The 22,711-nt window shown below is 58.2% G+C and carries 18 protein-coding genes and 2 pseudogenes; 15 read left to right on the top strand and 5 right to left on the bottom strand.

The features are described from left to right. Positions 1 to 29: 29 nt before the first annotated feature. Positions 30 to 2,437: pseudogene (locus tag AB4N76_RS02805) on the bottom strand (DNA translocase FtsK). A 307-nt stretch (positions 2,438 to 2,744) separates the two neighbouring features. On the opposite strand from AB4N76_RS02805, the gene trxB reads away from it, so the two are divergent. The 4 genes from trxB to infA all read left to right on the top strand — a co-directional run bounded on the left by trxB (position 2,745) and on the right by infA (position 5,533). After that, positions 2,745 to 3,704: a thioredoxin-disulfide reductase gene (gene trxB / locus AB4N76_RS02810; protein ID WP_077431876.1), complete on the top strand. Its 960-nt coding sequence runs from the start codon at positions 2,745 to 2,747 to the stop codon at positions 3,702 to 3,704. A gap of 64 nt (positions 3,705 to 3,768) precedes the next feature. Beyond that, positions 3,769 to 4,449, top strand: a complete 681-nt coding sequence (gene aat / locus AB4N76_RS02815; RefSeq protein ID WP_046032477.1) for a leucyl/phenylalanyl-tRNA--protein transferase — start codon at positions 3,769 to 3,771, stop codon at positions 4,447 to 4,449. 57 nt (positions 4,450 to 4,506) lie between these two features. Continuing rightward, entirely contained in the window at positions 4,507 to 5,214 is a 708-nt protein-coding gene (locus AB4N76_RS02820) for an arginyltransferase (RefSeq protein ID WP_046032478.1), read from the top strand. A gap of 100 nt (positions 5,215 to 5,314) precedes the next feature. After that, positions 5,315 to 5,533 (top strand): translation initiation factor IF-1, encoded by a 219-nt coding sequence (gene infA / locus AB4N76_RS02825; RefSeq protein WP_002553999.1) that lies wholly within the window; start codon positions 5,315 to 5,317, stop codon positions 5,531 to 5,533. 230 nt (positions 5,534 to 5,763) lie between these two features. Here infA and AB4N76_RS02830 read toward each other — a convergent pair whose 3' ends face one another. From AB4N76_RS02830 to clpS, 3 genes and pseudogenes are all read right to left on the bottom strand, one after another. Then, on the bottom strand, positions 5,764 to 6,054 hold the full coding sequence (locus tag AB4N76_RS02830) for a hypothetical protein (protein WP_460164092.1): 291 nt from the start codon (positions 6,052 to 6,054) through the stop codon (positions 5,764 to 5,766). A gap of 485 nt (positions 6,055 to 6,539) precedes the next feature. After that, positions 6,540 to 8,809 (bottom strand): annotated as a pseudogene (gene clpA, locus AB4N76_RS02835) (ATP-dependent Clp protease ATP-binding subunit ClpA). Positions 8,810 to 8,840: 31 nt separating this feature from the next. Next, positions 8,841 to 9,203: an ATP-dependent Clp protease adapter ClpS gene (clpS, locus tag AB4N76_RS02840; protein ID WP_046032480.1), complete on the bottom strand. Its 363-nt coding sequence runs from the start codon at positions 9,201 to 9,203 to the stop codon at positions 8,841 to 8,843. 266 nt (positions 9,204 to 9,469) lie between these two features. On the opposite strand from clpS, the gene cspD reads away from it, so the two are divergent. Then, a complete protein-coding gene (gene cspD, locus AB4N76_RS02845; RefSeq protein WP_046032618.1) occupies positions 9,470 to 9,760 on the top strand; it encodes a cold shock domain-containing protein CspD in 291 nt (96 codons plus the stop codon). Positions 9,761 to 9,840: 80 nt separating this feature from the next. Here cspD and icd read toward each other — a convergent pair whose 3' ends face one another. Beyond that, on the bottom strand, positions 9,841 to 11,097 hold the full coding sequence (gene icd, locus AB4N76_RS02850) for an NADP-dependent isocitrate dehydrogenase (protein ID WP_017339594.1): 1,257 nt from the start codon (positions 11,095 to 11,097) through the stop codon (positions 9,841 to 9,843). Here icd and AB4N76_RS02855 point away from each other — a divergent pair. From AB4N76_RS02855 to aceA, 10 genes are all read left to right on the top strand, one after another. After that, positions 11,096 to 11,323 (top strand): hypothetical protein, encoded by a 228-nt coding sequence (locus tag AB4N76_RS02855; protein WP_077431873.1) that lies wholly within the window; start codon positions 11,096 to 11,098, stop codon positions 11,321 to 11,323. The genes icd and AB4N76_RS02855 overlap by 2 nt on opposite strands. 267 nt (positions 11,324 to 11,590) lie before the next feature. After that, positions 11,591 to 13,816, top strand: coding sequence for an NADP-dependent isocitrate dehydrogenase (locus AB4N76_RS02860; protein WP_109786597.1), 2,226 nt, complete (start codon positions 11,591 to 11,593; stop codon positions 13,814 to 13,816). A gap of 204 nt (positions 13,817 to 14,020) precedes the next feature. Beyond that, positions 14,021 to 14,467 (top strand): NUDIX hydrolase, encoded by a 447-nt coding sequence (locus AB4N76_RS02865; RefSeq protein WP_046032482.1) that lies wholly within the window; start codon positions 14,021 to 14,023, stop codon positions 14,465 to 14,467. Between the two features lie 59 nt (positions 14,468 to 14,526). Beyond that, entirely contained in the window at positions 14,527 to 15,660 is a 1,134-nt protein-coding gene (gene mnmA, locus AB4N76_RS02870; RefSeq protein ID WP_046032483.1) for a tRNA 2-thiouridine(34) synthase MnmA, read from the top strand. Then, positions 15,657 to 16,280 carry a high frequency lysogenization protein HflD gene (gene hflD, locus AB4N76_RS02875; protein ID WP_046032484.1) on the top strand — a complete coding sequence of 208 codons (624 nt, stop codon included), beginning with the start codon at positions 15,657 to 15,659 and terminating at the stop codon, positions 16,278 to 16,280. The genes mnmA and hflD overlap by 4 nt, the downstream gene beginning before the upstream one ends. Positions 16,281 to 16,404: 124 nt before the next feature. Next, on the top strand, positions 16,405 to 17,775 hold the full coding sequence (purB, locus tag AB4N76_RS02880) for an adenylosuccinate lyase (RefSeq protein ID WP_046032485.1): 1,371 nt from the start codon (positions 16,405 to 16,407) through the stop codon (positions 17,773 to 17,775). 87 nt (positions 17,776 to 17,862) lie between these two features. After that, entirely contained in the window at positions 17,863 to 19,032 is a 1,170-nt protein-coding gene (locus AB4N76_RS02885) for a ribosomal protein uL16 3-hydroxylase (RefSeq protein WP_046032486.1), read from the top strand. Next, entirely contained in the window at positions 19,025 to 19,450 is a 426-nt protein-coding gene (locus AB4N76_RS02890) for a GNAT family N-acetyltransferase (RefSeq protein WP_046032487.1), read from the top strand. Before AB4N76_RS02885 ends, AB4N76_RS02890 begins: the two co-directional genes overlap by 8 nt. Before the next feature lie 216 nt (positions 19,451 to 19,666). After that, the gene (locus tag AB4N76_RS02895) at positions 19,667 to 20,428 is read left to right on the top strand and encodes a secretin N-terminal domain-containing protein (RefSeq protein ID WP_223522553.1); all 762 of its coding nucleotides are present in this window, start codon (positions 19,667 to 19,669) and stop codon (positions 20,426 to 20,428) included. Between the two features lie 475 nt (positions 20,429 to 20,903). After that, positions 20,904 to 22,229: an isocitrate lyase gene (gene aceA / locus AB4N76_RS02900; protein WP_008032724.1), complete on the top strand. Its 1,326-nt coding sequence runs from the start codon at positions 20,904 to 20,906 to the stop codon at positions 22,227 to 22,229. Positions 22,230 to 22,711 lie beyond the last annotated feature (482 nt).

Raw genomic sequence — 22,711 nt, forward strand, 5'->3', positions numbered from 1 at the left:
GTCACTGCGCCACTCTGCTTCAAATCAAATCAGTCGCGTACCGGGCCAGGCGCCAGGACTTCACGCGAACCGTTGGTGTTCATGGACGTCACGACCCCGGCCATTTCCATGGCTTCGATCATGCGTGCGGCGCGGTTGTAGCCAATTTTCAGTTTGCGCTGAACCGCAGAAATGGACGCACGACGGCTTTCCAGGACGAACTGCACTGCTTCGTCGTACAACGCGTCGGCTTCCGGATCGTCGCCGTCGCCGCCACCGCTGCTGCCTTCGAAGCCACTGCCGGCCTCTTCGACACCGTTGAGGATGTCGTCGTTGTATTCAGGTGCACCGCGCAGCTTCCAGGCTTCCACGACGCGGTGAACTTCATCATCGGACACGAAGGCGCCGTGAACACGAATCGGCAGGCTGGTGCCAGGCGGCATATACAACATGTCACCATGACCCAGCAGTTGCTCGGCGCCACCCTGGTCGATGATGGTCCGGGAGTCGATCTTGCTCGACACCTGGAACGCCATGCGCGTGGGGATGTTGGCCTTGATCAGGCCGGTGATCACGTCAACCGACGGACGCTGGGTCGCGAGGATCAAGTGGATACCGGCGGCACGAGCCTTCTGGGCGATACGGGCGATCAGCTCTTCCACCTTCTTGCCGACGATCATCATCATGTCGGCAAATTCGTCGACGACCACGACGATGGTCGGCAGCTTGGTCAGCAGCGGGGCTTCGTCGTGAATGCTTTCGCGCTTGTACAACGGATCGGTCAGCGGCGTGCCGGCGTCCTGGGCTTCCTTGACCTTGGCGTTGAAGCCGGACAGGTTACGCACGCCCATCTTCGCCATCAGTTTGTAGCGACGCTCCATCTCCGCCACGCTCCAGCGCAGGGCGTTGGCCGCGTCCTTCATGTCGGTCACGACCGGGCACAGCAAATGCGGAATGCCTTCGTAGATCGACAGTTCAAGCATTTTCGGGTCAATCATGATCAGCTTGGCGTCTTCCGGGCCAGACTTGAACAGGATCGACAGGATCATGGCGTTCACACCCACCGACTTACCGGAACCGGTGGTACCCGCCACCAGCAGGTGAGGCATTTTTGCCAGGTCAGTGATGACCGGCTTGCCACCGATGTCATGACCCAGGGCCAGGGTAACCGGCGATTTGAAGTTGTCGTACTCGGGCGTCGACAGTACTTCGGAAAAGCGCACGATCTGGCGGTCTTCATTGGGAATCTCGATACCGACGGTGGTCTTGCCGGGAATCACCTCAACCACACGCACGCTGGTCACGGCCAGGGAACGCGCCAGGTCTTTCGCCAGGTTGGAAATGCGGCTGACTTTCACACCGGCGGCCGGTTGAATTTCGTAACGGGTAATCACCGGGCCCGGGTGAATCGAATCCACCGTGACTTCGACGCCGAACTCCTTGAGCTTGATTTCCAGCAAATGGCCAACCGCGGCCAGGGATTCGGGCGAGTAATTGAGTTGTTTTTTTCTGCGGGGTCGAGAATCGAGATCGGCGGCAAGGTGCCTTCCACCGCACTGTCGACGAACAATGGGGCCTGTTTCTCTTTTTCCACACGCTTGCTCGGTGCCACCGGCTTCGGCGGGGCTGGCGCGATGACGGGTGGTACCTGCTTTTCGCGTTCCGACATGTGCTTGCTCAGGGCCTGCTCACGTTCGATCAGGCGCTCCTTGACCTTGGCCTGCTCGCGCTTGTCGGTGACGGTCGGCGCGACCACGTCATGGACGCGATCATCAACTTCACGCAGCTGCGCAACCAGTTGCTTGCGCTCGGTACGAGCCGCCCACCAGCGATTGGCCGCACCCTGGAACAGCTCGAACAGGTCGAGGGTAATCTTGCCGGTGACGTCCATTACCTTGAACCACGACAGGTCGGTGAACACCGTCAGGCCGAACAGGAACAGCGCGATGAACAGCAGTGTGCTGCCCTGGATATTCAGCGCATTCCTGGCCAGATCGCCGAGGCTTTCGCCCAAAGCACCGCCAGCACCCGCCGGCAGACCGGTGGCAGCGTGAAAATGGATGTGCGCCAACGCCGCGCCGGACAGCACCAGGAACACCAGGCCGATCAGGCGCCAGGAGAACAGCCAGCCACTCCATTGCCACGGCTCGTGACGCTGACGGAAGATCTGATACACCTTGACCGCCAGCAGCAACGGGAAAATGTAGGCGAAGTAACCCAGCACCATGAACAGGATGTCGGCGCTGTAGGAACCGGCCGGCCCCCCGAAGTTCTGCACGTCATCAATCTTGCTGTTATGACTCCAGCCCGGATCGTCCTTGCCGTAGGTCAGCAAGGCCATCATCAGGAACAGGCACAAGGCACCGATGGCGATCAATGCACCTTCCTTGAGCCGGTAGTGCAAATGCTGGCGCCAGAGCGGAACGACTGTTTTGGGTGCTGCGGTGGATTTCTTCAAAACGCTACTTTTCCTGCGCCTGGGGCGCGTCCATCTGTTGAAAGACTATAAAAAACTGCCCAATCCAGGCAGGTAAAAAAGTTAACAGGCGCAACTGGGACTACTTTTAACACTGCACCCCGTCTTTTATAAACACGGCGCGCACTGCTTATTTTGTTACAACCCTCTATACAGGCAGGCATTGTACGGGTTTGTTCGTCCGATGCCATGCTTGTGGCGCTAGGTGTAGCATAGTCAAAAGCACCATGACATGCGTTCAATTTGAGCATGCATTCTCTTTTGTGACAAAGGCTTATGAGGTGTTTTTATGAGCGAAGCGAAGCATTCACGCCTGATCATTCTGGGTTCCGGCCCTGCCGGTTACAGCGCAGCCGTTTATGCCGCCCGCGCCAACCTCAAACCCGTTGTCATTACCGGCATACAGGCCGGTGGCCAGCTCACCACCACTGTCGAAGTCGACAACTGGCCCGGCGATGTCGAAGGACTCACCGGCCCGGTATTGATGGAACGCATGCAACGTCACGCCGAACGCTTTGACACAGAGATCGTTTACGACCACATCCATACCGCCAAGTTGCAACAACGCCCCTTCGAACTGATCGGCGACGGCGGCACCTACACCTGCGACGCACTGATAATCGCCACTGGCGCTTCGGCGCAATACCTGGGACTGCCCTCGGAAGAGACATTTGCCGGCAAAGGGGTTTCAGCCTGCGCCACGTGCGACGGTTTCTTCTATCGCAATCAGGTGGTCGCGGTGGTCGGCGGCGGCAATACCGCTGTCGAGGAAGCCTTGTATCTGTCGAACATCGCCAAGGAAGTCCATTTGATTCACCGTCGCGATAAGTTGCGCTCGGAAAAGATCCTGCAGGACAAACTGTTCGAAAAAGCCGCCAACGGCAACATTCGCCTGCATTGGAACCAGCATCTGGATGAAGTGTTGGGTGACGCCAGCGGAGTGACTGGCGCCCGACTGCGCGACAGCCTCACTGGCGAAACCCGTGAATTGGCGCTGGCCGGCGTATTCATTGCCATCGGCCACAAACCCAATACCGATCTGTTTATCGATCAGTTGCCCATGCGCGACGGTTATCTGCGGGTCAGGAGCGGCAACGACGGCGACGCCACCGCCACCGAAATCCCCGGCGTGTTTGCCGCCGGCGATGTCGCCGATCACGTTTACCGCCAAGCCGTCACGTCGGCCGGGGCTGGCTGCATGGCCGCGCTGGATGCCGAGAAATACCTCGACGACATTCCCGCCGTTTAACGGCACACTTTAAGGCGGGCCTACCAGCCCGCCACCGCCCTCCCCTTCTGCAAGCCCGGATGCCATGCTGACTTGGTTACAACGCAATACCCTGACCTTCCCCCCGCTGGAAAAAGCCATGCGCGACCCCAACGGGCTGCTGGCGGCGGGTGGCGATCTGTCTGCCGATCGTCTGATTCAAGCCTATCGCCACGGTTGTTTTCCGTGGTTTTCCGAGGGCCAGCCCATTCTCTGGTGGTCGCCAGATCCACGCACCGTGCTGTTTCCCGACGAACTGCATGTTTCCCGAAGCCTGGCCAAATTGCTGCGTCAACAGCGCTATACCGTGACCTTCGATCAGGATTTCACCGCCGTCATCCGCGCGTGCGCCGCACCGCGTGATTACGCCGACGGCACCTGGATCACCCAGGCCATGCAGGACGCTTACACTGAACTGCACAGGCGTGGCCATGCGCATTCGGTGGAAGTCTGGGATCAGGACGAGCTGGTCGGCGGACTCTACGGCCTGGCGATGGGACAGCTGTTCTTCGGCGAGTCCATGTTCAGCCGAGCCGATAACGCCTCGAAATTTGGTTTTGCGACGCTCGTACGGCACCTGAAAGACTCGGGGTTTGTGCTGATCGACTGCCAGATGCCGACCGACCATCTGCACAGCCTTGGCGCCCGGGCGATTCCTCGCCGTGAATTTGCCGGCTATCTGGCGCAACACCTGGATCAACCCAACCGCGCCACATGGGTTTCCTGAGCGGCTTTTGCGCGTGTGGCTTACACTTAATTCACAAGCTTATTCCGAGGGTTGATCATGACCGAGTTGGCGCGTTTGAAGTTTTATGCCACTCAGCCCCACTCTTGCAGCTATCTGCCAGATGAACAGGCCACGACCCTGTTTCTCGACCCTAGCCAGCCCATGGACGTGCATGTCTACGCAGATTTGTCTGAAATGGGTTTTCGGCGCAGCGGCGATCATCTCTACCGGCCTCATTGCCAAAACTGCAATGCGTGCGTGCCGGCGCGCATCCCCGTGGCGCAATTCACCCCCAACCGCCAACAGAAACGTATCTTCAAACGCAACGCCGACCTGCAGGTCCGCCCCGCCAGGGCACAGTTCAGCGAAGAGTATTTCGACCTCTATCAGCGCTACATCGAACAGCGTCACGCCGACGGCGATATGTACCCGCCGAGTCGCGATCAGTTTTCGACCTTCCTGGTTCGCGACCTGCCGTTCTCGCGCTTCTATGAGTTTCGCCTTGAAGGCCGACTGCTCGCGGTAGCCGTCACCGATTTACTGCCCAACGGTCTGTCGGCGGTTTATACCTTTTACGAACCCGATGCAGAACGCCGTAGCCTGGGGCGATACGCGATCCTCTGGCAGATTGCCGAGACCCGACGCCTCGGACTGGAAGCCGTCTACCTCGGCTACTGGATCAAAAACTGCAAAAAAATGAGCTACAAGACCCAATATCGCCCAATCGAGCTGCTGATTAATCAACGCTGGGTCATCCTGAACTAGAACCCCTTGGCTTAAACCCCATTTTTCGGGCACAATGCACGCCGCTTTTGCCTGGCGCAGTTGCACCGGGCCATTCATTGGACACCGAGGGCTTTACTGCATGTCGAAAGAAGACAGCTTCGAAATGGAAGGCACTGTCGTCGACACCCTGCCCAACACCATGTTTCGTGTGGAGTTGGAAAATGGGCACGTCGTAACCGCGCATATTTCCGGCAAGATGCGCAAGAACTACATTCGTATTCTTACCGGTGACAAAGTGCGCGTCGAGCTGACGCCCTATGACTTGAGCAAAGGGCGCATCACTTACCGCGCTCGCTAATCAAGTCAATACAAAACGCCCGGTTTATGCCGGGCGTTTTTGTTTGTCTGCGATTTGGTGGGTTTTTGGGTTCTTGGGTTTTGGGTGTATATCCGTTGCTGCGGTAACGGCTGCTTAGGGTTTCGCTCTTACAGCGAGTCCCTTTTTCAAACGCCAAAAAGGAACCAAAAGGCTTTGCCCCGGCGTACGGCACTTCGCTAAGGCTCAGTGTTCCCTCGCTACGGTATCCATCAGGGGACATCGCCTACGGTCTGCTTCGCTACGACCTCCTCTCGATGTGTTCGGCTTCGCCGAACGGCGCTACGCGCCTGATCCCCTGATGAACACCTACGCTCGGCCTGCCGAAGGGGCAAAAGATCAAAATCAAAATCAAGATCAACGTCAAAAGCCAAAGCCAAAGCCAAAGCCAAAGCCAAAGCCAAAGCCAAAGCCAAAGCCAAAGCCAAAGCCAAAGCCAAAGCCAAAGCCAAAGCCAAAGCCAAAGCCAAAGCCAAAGCGAAAAGCTTCGCGAGCAGGCTCACTCCTACAATTGGATTGGATACATCTGATGGGGATTGGTTGGCTGTCAGGCCGCCTTCGCGAGCAAGCCCGCTCCCACATTGAATCTGTGTACACCCATGGTTCCTCACCAGTCAACAGGCCGAGCGTTAGCTCGCCTGCAGCTTTTGATCTGGCCGCCCCTTCGGGAGGCTGAGTGAGGTGTGCATCCGGGGAGTGGCGCGTAGCGCCGTTCGACGCAGTCGAACACGCTGCATGTAGGTCGTAGCGAAGCAGACCGGAGGGCAGTGTCCCCGGATGGATACCGGAGCGAAGGAACGCCGAGCCCAAGCGAGGGGCCGGACGCTCGGGGCGAGCCTTTTTTTGCTTACTTTTTTTTGGCGTTTGAAAAAAAAGTGAGTCGCCGTAAGGGCGAAACCCTAAGCAGCCGTTACCGCAGCAACGGATATACACCCAATCCAACAGACAACAAAAAGGCGCCCGAAGGCGCCTTTTAGCTTTACAGCCGTCAGGCCATTTCAGCCGTGGTCTCAAACTCGAAGGTCAGCTCGCCGTCCTTCAGATCGATGTGCACCACGCCACCATGGTCGGCCAGTTCGCCAAAGAGGATCTCTTCGGCCAGCGGACGCTTGATCTTGTCCTGGATCAAACGCGCCATTGGTCGAGCGCCCATTGCCGTGTCGTAACCACCTGCTGCCAGCCAGCTGCGCGCGGCGTCCGTTACTTCCAGCTGCACGCGCTTGTCTTCCAGCTGCGCCTGAAGCTCGGTAAGGAACTTGTCCACCACGCTCTTGATGACCTCGTGACTGAGGCGACCAAACTGGATAATGGTGTCCAGACGGTTGCGGAACTCCGGCGTGAAGCTTTTCTTGATCACTTCCATCGCATCGGACGAGTGGTCCTGGTGCGTGAAACCAATCGAAGCACGCGCAGCTGTTTCGGCACCGGCGTTGGTCGTCATGATGACGATCACGTTACGGAAATCCGCCTTGCGCCCGTTGTTATCGGTCAGCGTACCGTGGTCCATGACCTGCAGCAGCAGGTTGAAGACTTCCGGGTGCGCCTTCTCGATTTCATCGAGCAACAGCACGCAGTGAGGCTGCTTGGTGATGGCTTCGGTCAGCAGGCCACCCTGATCGAACCCGACATAACCTGGAGGTGCACCGATCAGACGCGATACGGTGTGGCGCTCCATGTACTCGGACATGTCGAAACGAACCAGCTCGATGCCCAACGCCTTGGCCAACTGACGCGCCGCTTCGGTTTTACCGACACCGGTCGGCCCTGCGAACAGGAACGAACCGACAGGCTTGTCAGGCGACTTGAGGCCGGCACGGGACAGTTTGATCGCCGTCGACAACGAATCGATGGCGGCATCCTGGCCAAATACGGTCAGCTTCAGGTCACGCTCAAGGTTACGCAGCAGCTCTTTGTCGGAGCTGGTGACGTGCTTAGGCGGAATCCGCGCGATTTTCGCAACGATGTCCTCGACCTGAGGCACTTCGATGCGCTTCACACGTTTCTCGATCGGTTGCAGACGCTGATAGGCGCCCGCCTCGTCGATCACGTCAATGGCCTTGTCCGGCATGTGACGGTCATTGATATAGCGCGAAGCCAGTTCAGCCGCCGCACGCAGCGCTTCATCACTGTATTCGATGTTGTGGTGTGCCTCGAAACGGCCTTTCAGGCCGCGCAGGATGCCAATGGTGTCTTCCACCGAAGGCTCCGACACATCGACTTTCTGGAAGCGCCGGGCCAAGGCACGGTCCTTCTCGAAAATCCCGCGAAATTCCTGGAACGTAGTCGAACCGATGCAACGGATATCACCCGAGGACAGCAGCGGCTTGAGCAGGTTCGAGGCATCCATGACGCCACCGGACGCGGCACCTGCACCGATGATGGTGTGGATTTCGTCGATGAACAGGATCGCCTGCGGACGTTTTTTCAGTTCATTGAGCAGCGCCTTGAAGCGCTTCTCGAAATCGCCACGGTATTTAGTCCCGGCCAGCAAGGCGCCCAAGTCGAGGGAATACACCACGCTGTTGGCCAGAAGGTCCGGCACCTGGTTGTCGACAATGCGCTTGGCCAGGCCTTCGGCAATCGCGGTTTTACCCACGCCCGCCTCGCCCACCAACAGCGGATTGTTTTTGCGACGACGCGCCAGAATCTGAGCAACGCGCTCGACTTCCAGCTCACGACCTACCAATGGATCAATTCGACCCTGGCGCGCAAGTTCATTGAGATTGCTGGCATAAGCATCCAGCGGATTGCCTGAAGAAGAAGACTCACCGCCCTCGTCGTCCTGCATATCTTGCTCACCTTCAGAGTGATCGCCATGCCCCGGCACTTTGGAAATGCCATGAGCGATGTAGTTGACGACATCAATGCGCGCTACGCTCTGCTGTTTCAGCAGAAACACCGCCTGACTCTCTTGCTCACTGAAGATCGCGACCAGCACGTTGGCGCCAGTCACTTCACGCTTGCCCGAGCTCTGTACGTGGAACACAGCACGCTGCAGTACACGCTGGAAGCCCAGGGTTGGCTGGGTTTCACGATCCTCGTCATGCACGGGGATCAAAGGCGTGGTGGAGTCAATGAACTCCTGCAGGTCATGCTTGAGTTTGTCGAGGTTGCGCCGCAGGCACGCAAAACGGTGGCGGCAGCCTCATTGTCCAATAGGGCCAGCAGGAGATGTTCGACGGTCATGAACTCATGACGCTTCGAACGAGCCTCCTTGAAGGCAAGATTGAGGGTGACTTCGAGCTCGCGGTTTAACATAGCTTCACCCTCATACCCAAGTGGTCGGCGATTAACCGTCCTTCTCGATTTCACAGAGTAGCGGATGCTGGCTTTCCCTGGCGTACTGGTTGACCTGCATGGCCTTTGTCTCGGCGATGTCGCGGGTAAACACTCCACATACTGCCCGTCCTTCTGTATGGACGGCCAGCATGACCTTGGTCGCCAGCTCGCGATTCAGGTTAAAAAACACCTCGAGCACTTCGACGACGAAATCCATCGGCGTGTAGTCATCGTTGAACAAAACCACCTTGTACATCGGCGGCGCCTGTAACGCAGGCTTTGCCTCCTGAACAGCAATACCCGCTGAATCGTCGTCGTGTGAATCAGGGCGATCCTGATTGAATGTTAGTCGAATCTGGCTGATTGCATGCATGGAAAGAAAGGTTCGTCAGTTGTGCGAATACAGTGGTGGGGGCGGCTATGGACGATTTCAACACCGACCGCCCGGTCACCTTGACTATCGGGAAAACGGTGTTACAACCAATAGAGCCCACAGTGGGTAAAAAGGTCCGCGGAGTCAATCTTAATTCCAAGATTAGACTGCGGATGTACTGGATGATACTCCAGTGATGGAGTCTGTTGCAGAGGGAGTTGGGTATGTCAGGTGTCAAGGGTCATGAGCCGGTTGCTAAAGGCACTATAGAAAACAAGGGTGACAAGCCAGCAGCCAAAGGCACTGTAAAAGGCAAGGTCAAATGGTTCAACAATGCCAAGGGTTATGGCTTCATCAATAAGGATGGTGATAGCGAAGACCTCTTCGCCCATTATTCAGCCATCAAGATGGACGGATATAAAACCCTGAAAGCCGGGCAAGCTGTCGTATTCGATATCATCCAGGGCCCCAAAGGCCTGCACGCGATCAACATCGGCAACCCCGTGGATGTCTTGAATACCGACGCGCCTGCAGTGCAACAGACCGTGACAGCCTAAGACCGCAGCGTCATCCAGTCATAAAAAAACCGCCCGACTCAATCACTTGAATCAGGCGGTTTTTGTGTGCCTGCGTTTTCTTACATATGCGAGATCAGCGCATCGCCAAACCCGGAAGACGAAACCAGCTTCGCGCCTTCCATCAGACGTTCGAAGTCATAGGTCACGGTCTTGGCGGAAATCGCGCCGTTGGTGCCCTTGATGATCAGATCAGCCGCTTCGGTCCAGCCCATGTGACGCAGCATCATTTCAGCCGACAGGATCAGCGAACCCGGGTTGACCTGGTCCTTGCCAGCGTACTTCGGCGCAGTACCGTGGGTCGCTTCGAACATGGCAATGGTGTCGGACAGGTTGGCACCCGGTGCGATACCGATGCCGCCCACTTCCGCCGCCAGGGCGTCGGAGAGGTAGTCGCCGTTCAGGTTCAGGGTCGCGATCACATCGTATTCGGCAGGGCGCAGCAGGATCTGCTGCAGCATGGCGTCAGCGATGGCGTCCTTGACGATGACGTTCTTGCCGGTTTTCGGGTTCTTGAACTGCATCCACGGACCGCCATCGAGCAGGGTCGCGCCGAACTCTTCCGCCGCCACTTCGTAGGCCCATTCCTTGAAGGCACCCTCGGTGAACTTCATGATGTTGCCTTTGTGCACGATGGTCAGCGAATCACGGTCGTTGTCGACCACATACTGCAGAGCCTTGCGTGCCAGACGCTTGGTGCCTTGCAGCGAAACCGGCTTGATGCCGATACCGCAGTTTTCGTCGAAGCGGATCTTGGTGACGCCCATTTCATCTTTAAGGAACTTGATGACTTTGGTCGCTTCCGGCGAACCGGCTTTCCACTCGATACCGGCGTAGATGTCTTCCGAGTTCTCACGGAAGATCGTCATGTCGACGTCGCCTGGCTTCTTGACCGGGCTTGGCACGCCTTCGAACCAGCGCACCGGGCGCAGGCAGACATACAGGTCGAGTTGTTGGCGCAGCGCCACGTTCAGCGAGCGGATGCCGCCGCCGACCGGAGTGGTCAGGGGACCTTTGATGGAAACTACATAATCCTTGACCGCGTCCAGGGTTTCCTGGGGCAGCCAGGTGTCCTGATCGTAAACCTGAGTCGCTTTCTCCCCGGCGTAGACTTCCATCCAGGAAATTTTGCGCTCGCCGCCGTAAGCCTTCTTAACAGCAGCATCGACAACCTTGATCATGACCGGGCTGATATCAACGCCAATACCATCGCCTTCGATGAAGGGGATGATCGGGTTGTTAGGAACATTGAGAGAATGGTCCGCGTTGACGGTGATTTTGTCGCCGACTGCTGGAACCTGAATCTTCTTGTATCCCATGCTGAACTCCATTGTTTGGATTGAACATCTGGCTTCGTTCGAGCGTAACCCAGTTAAATCGGCGCGCAAACCCTATGTTCCATCCATCTGCCGCAAAGCTGCATTACTTGCGAGCTACAAGCCTGAAAACAAAGGGAAAAGCGCCAAACTCAAGCACGCCGAACGACTCTACGCCGCACTCGCCCCTGCGACCTTTAGACCAATGGACGAGAATCGTTACTCATGAACCATCGGCAGATTGCCAGCTACCTATGTATAATGCCGCCGCTGACCAAAGGGTCACGACGACTGAGGGGCTCTATGACGAGACTTTCAGCCCGATAAGCCGGTCTGTTACCGCAGCCCGAACGCTTGACGCCCTACTGATGCACCCAACATCACAGCAACGAAACCTCGATATTCGGCTCATGGATGACTTTGAACGAACGCGCTTACCCGGCGCACCTCGAGTTTCTGCGCACGCTTTAGCAAAGAAGAGAGAGTTAATCCGAATATGCCCACCCGCTCGAAGATCATCTATACCTTCACCGACGAAGCCCCAGCCCTCGCCACCTATTCACTGTTGCCTATCGTAGAGGCCTTCACCGCCTCGGCTGATATCGCCGTTGAAACCCGCGATATCTCTCTTGCAGGACGCATTCTGGCCAGCTTCCCCGAGCAACTGGGTGACAAAGCCGTAGCCGACCACCTCGCCGAACTGGGCGACCTGGCCGTTACGCCTGAAGCCAACATCATCAAGCTGCCGAACATCAGTGCTTCCGTTCCTCAGCTGCAAGCAGCGATCAAGGAACTGCAAGCCCAGGGCTTCGCGCTTCCTGACTACCCGGAAACCGTGACCAGCGACGCCGACAAGCTCGCCAAGTCGCGCTACGACAAGATCAAGGGCAGCGCCGTGAACCCGGTTCTGCGCGAAGGCAACTCGGATCGCCGCGCACCACTGTCGGTCAAGAACTACGCTCGCAAGCACCCGCACAAAATGGGTGCCTGGGCTAAAGACTCCAAGTCTCACGTCGCGCACATGAGCACCGGCGATTTCTACGGCAGCGAAAAAGCCGCCCTGATCGATGCCGCTGACGCTGTAAAAATCGAGCTGATCGCTCAAGACGGCACCACCACCGTCCTGAAAGAAAAAACCACCGTACAAGCCGGTGAGATCCTCGATTGCGCAGTCATGAGCAAAAACGCTCTGCGCAGCTTCATTGCCGCCGAGATCGAAAGCGCCAAGCAACAAGGCGTGCTGCTGTCGGTTCACCTCAAAGCCACCATGATGAAGGTCTCCGACCCGATCATGTTCGGCCAGATCGTTGCCGAGTTCTATAAAGACGCACTGGCCAAGCACGCTGACGTGCTGGCACAGATCGGCTTCAACCTGAACAACGGCATTGGCGACCTGTACGCTCGCATCAAGGCCCTGCCGGCCGAGCAGCAAGCTCAGATCGAAGCTGACATTCAAGCGGTCTATGCCGTTCGTCCATCGTTGGCCATGGTCAACTCCGACAAAGGCATCACCAACCTGCACGTGCCGAGCGACGTGATCGTCGACGCCTCGATGCCGGCGATGATCCGTGACTCCGGCAAAATGTGGGGCACTGACGGCCAGCTGCACGACACCAAGGCTGTGATCCCGGATCGCTGCTACGCGACCATCTACCAGGCCGTCATCGAAGACTGCAAGGTAAACGGCGCTTTCGACCCAACCACCATGGGCAGCGTGCCAAACGTTGGCCTGATGGCGAAGAAAGCCGAAGAGTACGGCTCGCACGACAAGACCTTCCAGATCAAGGCCAACGGCGTTGTCCGCGTCACCGACGGCAAAGGCGCCCTGCTGCTGGAGCAATCGGTTGAAGCCGGCGACATCTTCCGCATGTGCCAGACCAAAGACGCGCCGATCCAGGACTGGGTCAAACTGGCCGTCAACCGCGCTCGCGCAAGCAGCACGCCAGCGATCTTCTGGCTGGACCCAATGCGCGCCCACGACGGCGTGATGATCGAGAAAGTTCAGGCCTACCTGAAGGATCACGACACTGCCGGTCTGGACATCCAGATCATGTCGCCGGTCGACGCAATGAAGTTCACCCTGCAGCGCACCCGCGAAGGCAAGGACACCATCTCGGTGACCGGCAACGTATTGCGCGACTACCTGACTGACCTGTTCCCGATCATGGAACTGGGCACCAGCGCCAAGATGCTGTCGATCGTTCCACTGATGAACGGCGGCGGTCTTTTCGAAACCGGCGCCGGTGGTTCGGCTCCGAAGCACGTTCAGCAGTTGCTGGAAGAAAACTTCCTGCGCTGGGATTCCCTGGGCGAGTTCCTGGCCCTGGCCGCATCTCTTGAGCACCTGGGTGTGACCTACAACAACCCTAAGGCGCTGGTTCTGGCCAAGACCCTGGACCAGGCCACCGGCCAGTTCCTGGACAACAACAAGTCGCCATCGCGCAAAGTCGGCAACATCGACAACCGCGGCAGCCACTTCTACCTGGCGCTGTACTGGGCTCAAGCCCTGACCGCCCAGACTGAAGACGCTGCACTGCAATCGCAGTTTGCGACCCTGGCCAAAACCCTGACCGAGAACGAAGCAACCATCGTTGCCGAACTCAACGCCGTTCAGGGCAAGCCAGTGGACATCGGCGGTTACTACCACGCCGACGCCGAGCTGATCAGCAAGGCCATGCGCCCGAGCGCAACCTTCAACGCGGCGGTTGCTGCGCTGGTTTAAGGTTGTAAGGAAGCAAGAAGCCCCGGCCCAGTGCCGGGGTTTCTGTTTCTGGCCTCAATTCCAGCACAAACACAGATCAACTGTAGGAGCTGGCTTGCCTGCGATGGCATCACTGCGGTATGCCTGACACACCGCGGTGATGCCATCGCAGGCAAGCCAGCTCCCACAAGGACCGTATTTCAACATTCAAATTGAGGGCATCTCATGGATTGGCTACCCCACATCACCGTCGCCACCATCGTCGAAGACAACGGCCGCTTTCTGATGGTCGAAGAACTCAAACACGGACGAGCGGTACTGAACCAGCCCGCTGGCCACCTCGACCCGGACGAAACCCTGACCGAAGCCGCCATCCGCGAAACCCTCGAAGAAACCGGCTGGGACGTCGAGCCGACCGGCGTCGTCGGCATTTATCTCTATACCGCCCCCAGCAATGGCGTGACTTACCAGCGAGTCTGCTTCATTGCAAAACCGCTCAAGCACCACCCGGACTATCAATTGGACGACGGCATCGTCGGCGCCAAGTGGCTGACGCGTGACGAATTGCTGGAACAGCGCGCAAACTGGCGCAGTGAGCTGATCATCCGCTGTATCGATGATTATCTGGACGGCAATCACTTCAGTCTCGAACTGATCCGCCCTTCTCTTTAGCCTTGCGGGCTCCGGCCTGTTAGAATCGCGTCCTTTTTCAAGACACTCATTGAATCCCTATGCGTGATCCAGCCCCTTCTGACACACAAAAGAAGCGCGTCATTGTCGGTATGTCCGGCGGCGTGGACTCTTCCGTTTCCGCCCTCCTGCTGATCGAGCAGGGCTACGAGGTGGAAGGCCTGTTCATGAAGAACTGGGAAGAAGACGATGGAACGGAATACTGCACCGCCATGGACGACCTGGCGGATGCCCAGGCCGTGTGCGACAAAATTGGTATCAAGCTGCACACCGCCAACTTCGCCGCCGAGTACTGGGACAACGTGTTTGAGCACTTTCTGGCCGAATACAAGGCCGGCCGCACGCCAAACCCGGACATCCTGTGCAACCGTGAGATCAAGTTCAAGGCGTTCCTCGACTACGCCATGATGCTCGGTGCCGACCTGATTGCTACCGGCCACTACGTGCGCCGCCGCGATATCGACGGCCGCACCGAACTGCTCAAGGGCCTGGACGCGAACAAGGACCAGAGTTACTTCCTGCACGCCGTCGGCGGTGAACAGATTGCCAAGACCCTGTTCCCGGTCGGCGAACTGGAAAAACCCGAAGTACGCGCAATTGCCGAGAAATACGAGCTGGCGACCGCGAAGAAAAAGGACTCCACCGGCATCTGCTTTATCGGCGAACGCCGCTTCAGCGACTTCCTCAAGCAGTACCTGCCCGCGCAGCCTGGCGAGATCAAGACCACCGAAGGCGAAGTCATCGGCCGCCACCACGGCTTGATGTACCACACCATCGGCCAGCGCCAGGGCCTGGGCATCGGCGGCTTGAAAGACGCCAGTGACGAGCCATGGTACGTGCTGATCAAAGACCTGGAACACAACGAGCTTATTGTTGGCCAGGGCAATGACCACCCTTACCTGTTTTCCCGCGCCCTGCTCGCCTCGGACATCTATTGGGTCAACCCGATTGATCTGACCGAGCCGCGCAAGTTGACCGCCAAGGTCCGCTATCGTCAAAGCGACCAGCCTTGCACGCTGGAGAAAACCGCCACCGGCTACCGCGCCACCTTCGATGACCCGCAGCGTGCGGTCACTCCAGGCCAGTCCGTGGTGTTCTATGACGGTGAAATCTGCCTCGGCGGTGGCGTGATCGAAATTGCAGAGCCGTGGACCAGCAAAGGCCAGCCTCAATGAGCCCGACCCAGGAGCAACTGACGGCACTGGGCGGCGTGTTTCTCGCCGCCGTCCTCGTCGACAAGATTGCCAAGAGCGGCCAGACCTCTGAAGCCGGCCTGACCTGCATGCTCGGCAGCCTGCTGATTCGCGACCCCAAGGACACGCTGGAAGTCTACGGCGGCGACGACCTCAATCTGCGCGAAGGTTATCGCGCACTGATCGGCGCCCTGGAGCGCGACCCGAGCGCCCTGCAACGCGAACCGTTGCGTTACGCGCTGGCGATGCTGGGGCTGGAGCGCCAGCTGGCCAAACGTGGCGACATGCTGGACGCGATCGGCAAGCGCTTGCCGCAGATTCAATCCCAGGTCGAACACTTCGGCCCCGCTCATGAAAACGTGATCGCCGCGTGCGGCGCGTTGTATCAGGACACGTTGAGCACACTGCGCCAACGCATCCAGGTCCATGGCGACATGCGCAACCTGCAGCAACCGAGCAACGCCTCGAAGATCCGCGCCCTGTTGCTGGCCGGTATTCGTTCGGCGCGCTTGTGGCGACAGTTGGGCGGTCACCGCTGGCAGCTGGTGATCAGCCGCCGCAAATTGCTCAAAGAGCTTTACCCGTTGATGCGTAACGAATAACTCGCATCGGCAGACCTTTACACCGAGTTACGCGTAATACGCCGGTCAGTTGGCGACGGACCGGCGGATTTTTTCATGTATGATACGCGCCCCATTTCGTTGCCCGACTGTCCGAGAACACCCCATGCAGCTTTCTTCGCTCACTGCGGTTTCCCCTGTTGACGGCCGCTACGCCGGCAAAACCCAGGCCCTGCGCCCAATTTTCAGCGAATACGGCCTGATCCGTGCTCGCGTTCTGGTTGAAGTGCGCTGGCTCCAGCGCCTGGCCGCTCATCCTGCCATCAGCGAAGTACCGGCGTTCTCCGCCGAAGCCAACGCTGTACTGAACACCCTGGCGGAAAACTTTTCTCTGGAGCACGCCGAGCGTGTCAAAGAGATCGAGCGCACCACCAACCATGACGTTAAAGCCATCGAATACCTGCTCAAAGAGCAAGCGGCCAAGCTGCCAGAACTGGCTGCCGTCAGCGAATTCATCCACTTTGCCTGCACCAGCGAGGACATCAACAACCTGTCCCACGCCCTGATGCTGCGCGAAGGCCGTGATGACGTGATGCTGCCGCTGATGCGCCAGACCGCCGAAGCCATCCGCGAACTGGCCATCCGTTTTGCCGACGTGCCAATGTTGTCGCGCACCCACGGCCAACCGGCTTCGCCGACCACCCTGGGCAAAGAAATGGCGAACGTGGTGTACCGCCTGGAGCGTCAAATTGCTCAGGTCGCTGCCGTTCCGCTGCTGGGCAAGATCAACGGCGCTGTCGGCAACTACAACGCTCACCTGTCGGCCTACCCTGAGATCAACTGGGAAGAAAACGCCCGCGCTTTCATCGAAGACGAACTGGGCCTGGGTTTCAACCCGTACACCACGCAGATCGAACCGCACGACTACATTGCCGAGCTGTTTGACGCCATCGCGCGCTTCAACACCATCCTGATCGACTTCGACCGCGACATCTGGGGCTACATCTCCCTGGGTTATTTCAAACAGCGCACCATCGCTGGCGAAATCGGTTCGTCGACCATGCCGCACAAGGTCAACCCGATCGACTTCGAAAACTCCGAAGGCAACCTGGGCATCGCCAACGCACTGTTCCAGCACCTGGCGAGCAAGCTGCCAATCTCCCGCTGGCAGCGCGACCTGACCGACTCCACCGTGCTGCGCAACCTCGGTGTCGGCTTCGCCCACAGCGTGATCGCGTACGAAGCCAGCCTCAAAGGCATCAGCAAGCTGGAGCTCAATGCCCAGAAGATCGCTGCCGACCTGGACGCGTGCTGGGAAGTATTGGCCGAGCCGATCCAGACCGTAATGCGCCGCTACAACATCGAAAACCCGTACGAAAAACTGAAAGAACTGACCCGCGGCAAGGGCATCAGCCCTGAAGCGTTGCAGACTTTCATCGACGGCCTGGACATGCCAGCCGCCGCCAAGGCCGAGCTGAAATTGCTCACCCCGGCGAACTACATCGGTAACGCTGTAGAGCAAGCCAAACGCATCTGATTGACCGCTTGCCCCGCTTGAGACGCCCGGCAGCGCCGGGCGTTTTTTATTCCTGTCTCAAAAGTGCTTTTTTTCAATAGGTTACACATGAATCCTGACATTCCTCTTCAACTTCTGGGCGGTATCACGGCACGCGAGTTCCTGCGCGACTACTGGCAGAAAAAACCGCTGCTGATCCGCCAGGCGATTCCTGATTTCGAAAGCCCGATCGACGCCGACGAACTGGCCGGCCTGGCGCTGGAAGAAGAAGTCGAATCGCGCCTGGTGATCGAGCACGGCGAGCACCCTTGGGAATTGCGTCGCGGCCCGTTTGCCGAAGACGAGTTCAGCAAACTGCCGGAACGCGAGTGGACCCTGCTGGTTCAAGCGGTGGATCAGTTTGTGCCTGAAGTGAGCGAGCTGCTGGAACACTTCCGCTTTCTGCCGAGCTGGCGCGTTGACGACGTGATGATCAGTTTCGCAGCCCCAGGTGGCAGCGTCGGTCCACACTTCGACAACTACGACGTATTCCTGCTGCAAGGCCATGGCAAGCGCAACTGGAAAATCGGCCAGATGTGCGATTCCGAGAGCCCGCTGCTGCAACACGCCGACCTGCGCATCCTGGCGGAATTCGAAGAGACCGCTGAATGGGTCCTGGAACCGGGCGACATGCTGTATCTGCCGCCACGCCTGGCCCACTGCGGCGTGGCCGTCGATGATTGCATGACGTATTCCGTGGGTTTCCGTGCGCCGAGCGCCGCTGAAGTGTTGACCCACTTCACCGACTTCCTCAGCCAGTTCCTGACAGACGAAGAGCGTTACACCGACGCCGACGCCCTGCCAGCGGTTGATCCTCACCAGATCCAGCATGACGCCCTTGATCGCCTCAAAAGCCTTCTGGCCGAGCACATGAGCGACGAGCGTCTGCTGCTGACCTGGTTTGGCCAGTACATGACCGAGCCGCGCTATCCAGAACTGGTGGTCGGCCCGGAAGAGATCGAAGAAGACGACCTGCTCGCCAGCCTGGAGCAAGGTGCCGTACTGATCCGCAACCCAAGTGCGCGCCTGGCCTGGTCCGAAGTCGATGACGACCTGCTGCTGTTTGCCAGCGGCCAAAGCCGTTACCTGCCAGGCAAGCTGCGCGAACTGCTGAAGTTGATTTGCGCTGCCGACGCACTGCACATCGACAACCTCGGCGCGTGGCTGACCGATGAAGACGGTCGTGGCCTGCTGTGCGAACTGATCAAGCAAGGCAGCCTGGGGTTTGCTGATGAATAAAATTCACGTACGTGTCGCAGACTGGCAGAAGGATATCGCCGAGATCCGGCGCATTCGTGAGACGGTGTTCATCGCCGAGCAATCCGTTCCACCTGAGTTGGAATGGGATGCTGATGACGCAACCGCGGTGCATTTCCTGGCCTTCGAAGGCGACTTTCCGATAGGCACCGCCCGCCTGCTGCCCGATGGGCACATTGGCCGGGTCTCGGTACTCAAGGACTGGCGCGGCTTGAAGGTCGGCGATGCACTGATGCAAGCGGTGATCGGCGAAGCCGAAAAACGTGGGCTGAAGCAGCAAATGCTCAGCGCACAAGTGCAAGCCACGGCGTTCTATGAGCGCCTGGGTTTCAGCATGGTCAGCGAGGAGTTCCTGGAAGCCGGGATTCCGCATGTGGACATGGTGCGGCACTCCGCGTGAGACCGAAGCGCTGCCATCGCGGGCAAGCCCGGCTCCTACAGATTCAGCGCGATACCTGTAGGAGCCGAGCTTGCTCGCGATGAGGCCCGCAAGAACACACAAAACGCCCCGCCATCTTCGGATGCCGGGGCGTTTTGCTGTCTAAGATTCAACTTGCCCCACGCCGGGCCGACAAACTGGCACTATCAACACTTCAAGATGTCGGAGATAACGGATATGTCCCTACGCACCCTGCTCACCACCTTGCTGTTGGCTTGCAGTTTTTCGGCCATGGCGGCCACCGAGATCGTGCCGCTGAGCTTCCGTACCAGTGCTGACATGCTGCCCATGGCGCAGGATTTCATTGGCAAGGAAGGACAGGTCAGCGCCTACGGCAATCAACTGATCATCAATGCCGATCAACGCAAAATCGACGAACTTAAAGCGCTGATCGCACAACTTGATACCCAGCCCAAACGCCTGCTGATCACCGTCGACACCAATGAAAACAACTTCCAGGGCGATCAGGGCTACTCGGTAAACGGCGCCAAGCCGAGCCAGACCCGAATCATCAATCACAGCACTGACAGCCGTGACGGCGGCATCCAACAGGTCCAGGCCAGCGAAGGCACTCCCGCACTGATTCAGGTGGGCCAGAGCGTTCCACTCATCAGCTCGCAAACCGACTCCTACGGTGATTTGCGCAGCCAGACCGAATACCGCAACGTCACTCAAGGCTTCTACGTCACCGCCAGCGTCACCGGCGACATCGTTCACCTGGCAATCAGCACAAACCGTGACCGCATGAGCCAGGAACGGCCCGATGTAGTGAACGTGCAAAGTACCGACACAACTGTCACCGGACGCCTCGGTGAGTGGATCCTGCTGGCCGGGATGAACGGCCAGACCCAGGCCGACAAACAGGCCATGACCCGCAGCTACTCAACCCAGAGTCGCAACGACATGACTTTGCGGGTGAAAGTCGACACCTTGGACTGAAGCACCAATAACTGACTGATTAGTCTTATTAGACCAAAGATGTAGTGCTTGAAAAAAAGCACTACAAAACGTTTGACGATCGAAAAAAGCAAAGGCATGATGGCCTCGCTCCCGCTAATCAGAGGCCCTGGCAAGGGCCTTCGAGGCGATGCTCGCACCTACCCCGCGAGCCGCTTCGTGTCTGTACCGCCCACAAGGTGTGTTTGACGAGGTTGCCGACTGGAACGAAGTTGTCCCGAGGGACGGAAGCGTAATTAGGTAACCCGGCTACTCACTGTAGTTCGCACCAAGGCCCACGATGCCCGAATGCGCTCGCCAGCTCGCCCTTACCTGCTCACTTCCCCTCGAGCCCATCGTTCATCCCGTCGCCACCCCCGCCAAATCCGACTTGACCGCCAAAGCTTCTGGTCAGCGCGCAGCATGAATTTTCCACAGCAGCACAACTTTCCGTAAAGACGCGACGAGGTTTATCTCCATGGCACTGACACGCGAACAGCAAATTGCAGCCCTCGAAAAAGACTGGGCTGAAAACCCACGCTGGAAAGGCGTGACACGCGCTTACTCCGCTGCTGACGTCGTCCGCCTGCGTGGCTCGGTTCAACCTGAGCACACCTTTGCAAAACTGGGCGCCGAGAAGCTCTGGAACCTGGTTACCCAGGGTGCCAAGCCGTCCTTCCGCCCTGAGAAAGATTTCGTTAACTGCATGGGCGCCCTGACCGGCGGCCAGGCTGTACAACAAGTTAAAGCCGGTATCCAGGCGATCTACCTGTCGGGCTGGCAGGTTGCGGCGGACAACAACTCCGCTGAATCGATGTACCCGGATCAGTCGCTGTACCCGGTGGATTCGGTTCCAACCGTGGTCAAGCGCATCAACAACTCGTTCCGTCGTGCTGACCAGATCCAGTGGAAAGCCGGCAAAGGCCCGGGCGACGAAGGCTACATCGACTACTTCGCTCCGATCGTAGCTGACGCCGAAGCCGGTTTCGGCGGCGTACTGAACGCTTACGAGCTGATGAAGAGCATGATCGAAGCAGGCGCCGCCGGCGTTCACTTCGAAGACCAACTGGCTTCGGTGAAAAAATGCGGCCACATGGGCGGCAAGGTACTGGTTCCTACCCAGGAAGCCGTACAGAAGCTGACCGCTGCTCGCCTGGCCGCTGACGTTGCCGGTACTCCGACCATCATCCTGGCCCGTACCGACGCTAACGCAGCTGACCTGCTGACTTCCGATTGCGACCCGTACGACCAGCCGTTCGTCACTGGCGAACGTACCCAGGAAGGCTTCTACAAAGTGCGCGCCGGTCTGGACCAGGCCATCGCTCGCGGTCTGGCTTACGCTCCGTACGCCGACCTGATCTGGTGCGAAACCGCCAAGCCAGACCTGGACGAGGCTCGCCGCTTCGCTGAAGCGATCAAAAAGGAATACCCGGACCAACTGCTGTCGTACAACTGCTCGCCTTCCTTCAACTGGAAGAAAAACCTGGACGACGCGACCATCGCCAAGTTCCAGCGCGAACTGTCCGCCATGGGTTACAAGCACCAGTTCATCACCCTGGCCGGCATTCACAACATGTGGCACAGCATGTTCAACCTGGCGCACGACTACGCCCGCAACGACATGACTGCCTACGTGAAGCTGCAAGAGCAAGAGTTCGCTGACGCTGCCAAGGGTTACACCTTCGTGGCTCACCAGCAGGAAGTGGGCACCGGCTACTTCGACGACATGACCACCGTGATTCAGGGCGGCTCGTCTTCGGTAACCGCACTGACCGGTTCGACTGAAGAAGAACAGTTCCACTGATCTGCTTCACCTGAACAAGTGGCCGCTGCGGACCGAGTAAAAAGCTAACCGCAACGCTGCACATCTGACGCCCCGACTGGTTCGGGGCGTTTTTTTGCCTACGATTTGTAGGCCATCACAACCCTGTAGCAGCGGCCGAAGGCTGCGTTCGAGGACGAAGTCCTCGCGAAACCATCCACCGTGTTGTGCCTGTTTCACCGTGCACTCGGGTTTTACGACGGCTGCGCAGCCGGAACGCAGCCTTCGGCAGCTGCTACAGGGATCGTGCACGCCGGATTTTGTGCGGAAAATCATTGATCCTGAGCATTTTCCCGATTAGGAAAACAGGGTAAAACAACCCCGCTCGCTACTTGCAGTAACGCGCATATAAGGCAACTTCCTGATCGCCTACTCGCTAAACTGTTTAAAAATCACTGCAAACAATATTGATTATCATTTAGCCGCAACCATGTTCGTTACGCGCTGCGCAAAACATAATTAAT

The sequence above is a fragment of the Pseudomonas sp. S2_F03 genome (assembly GCF_054668335.1).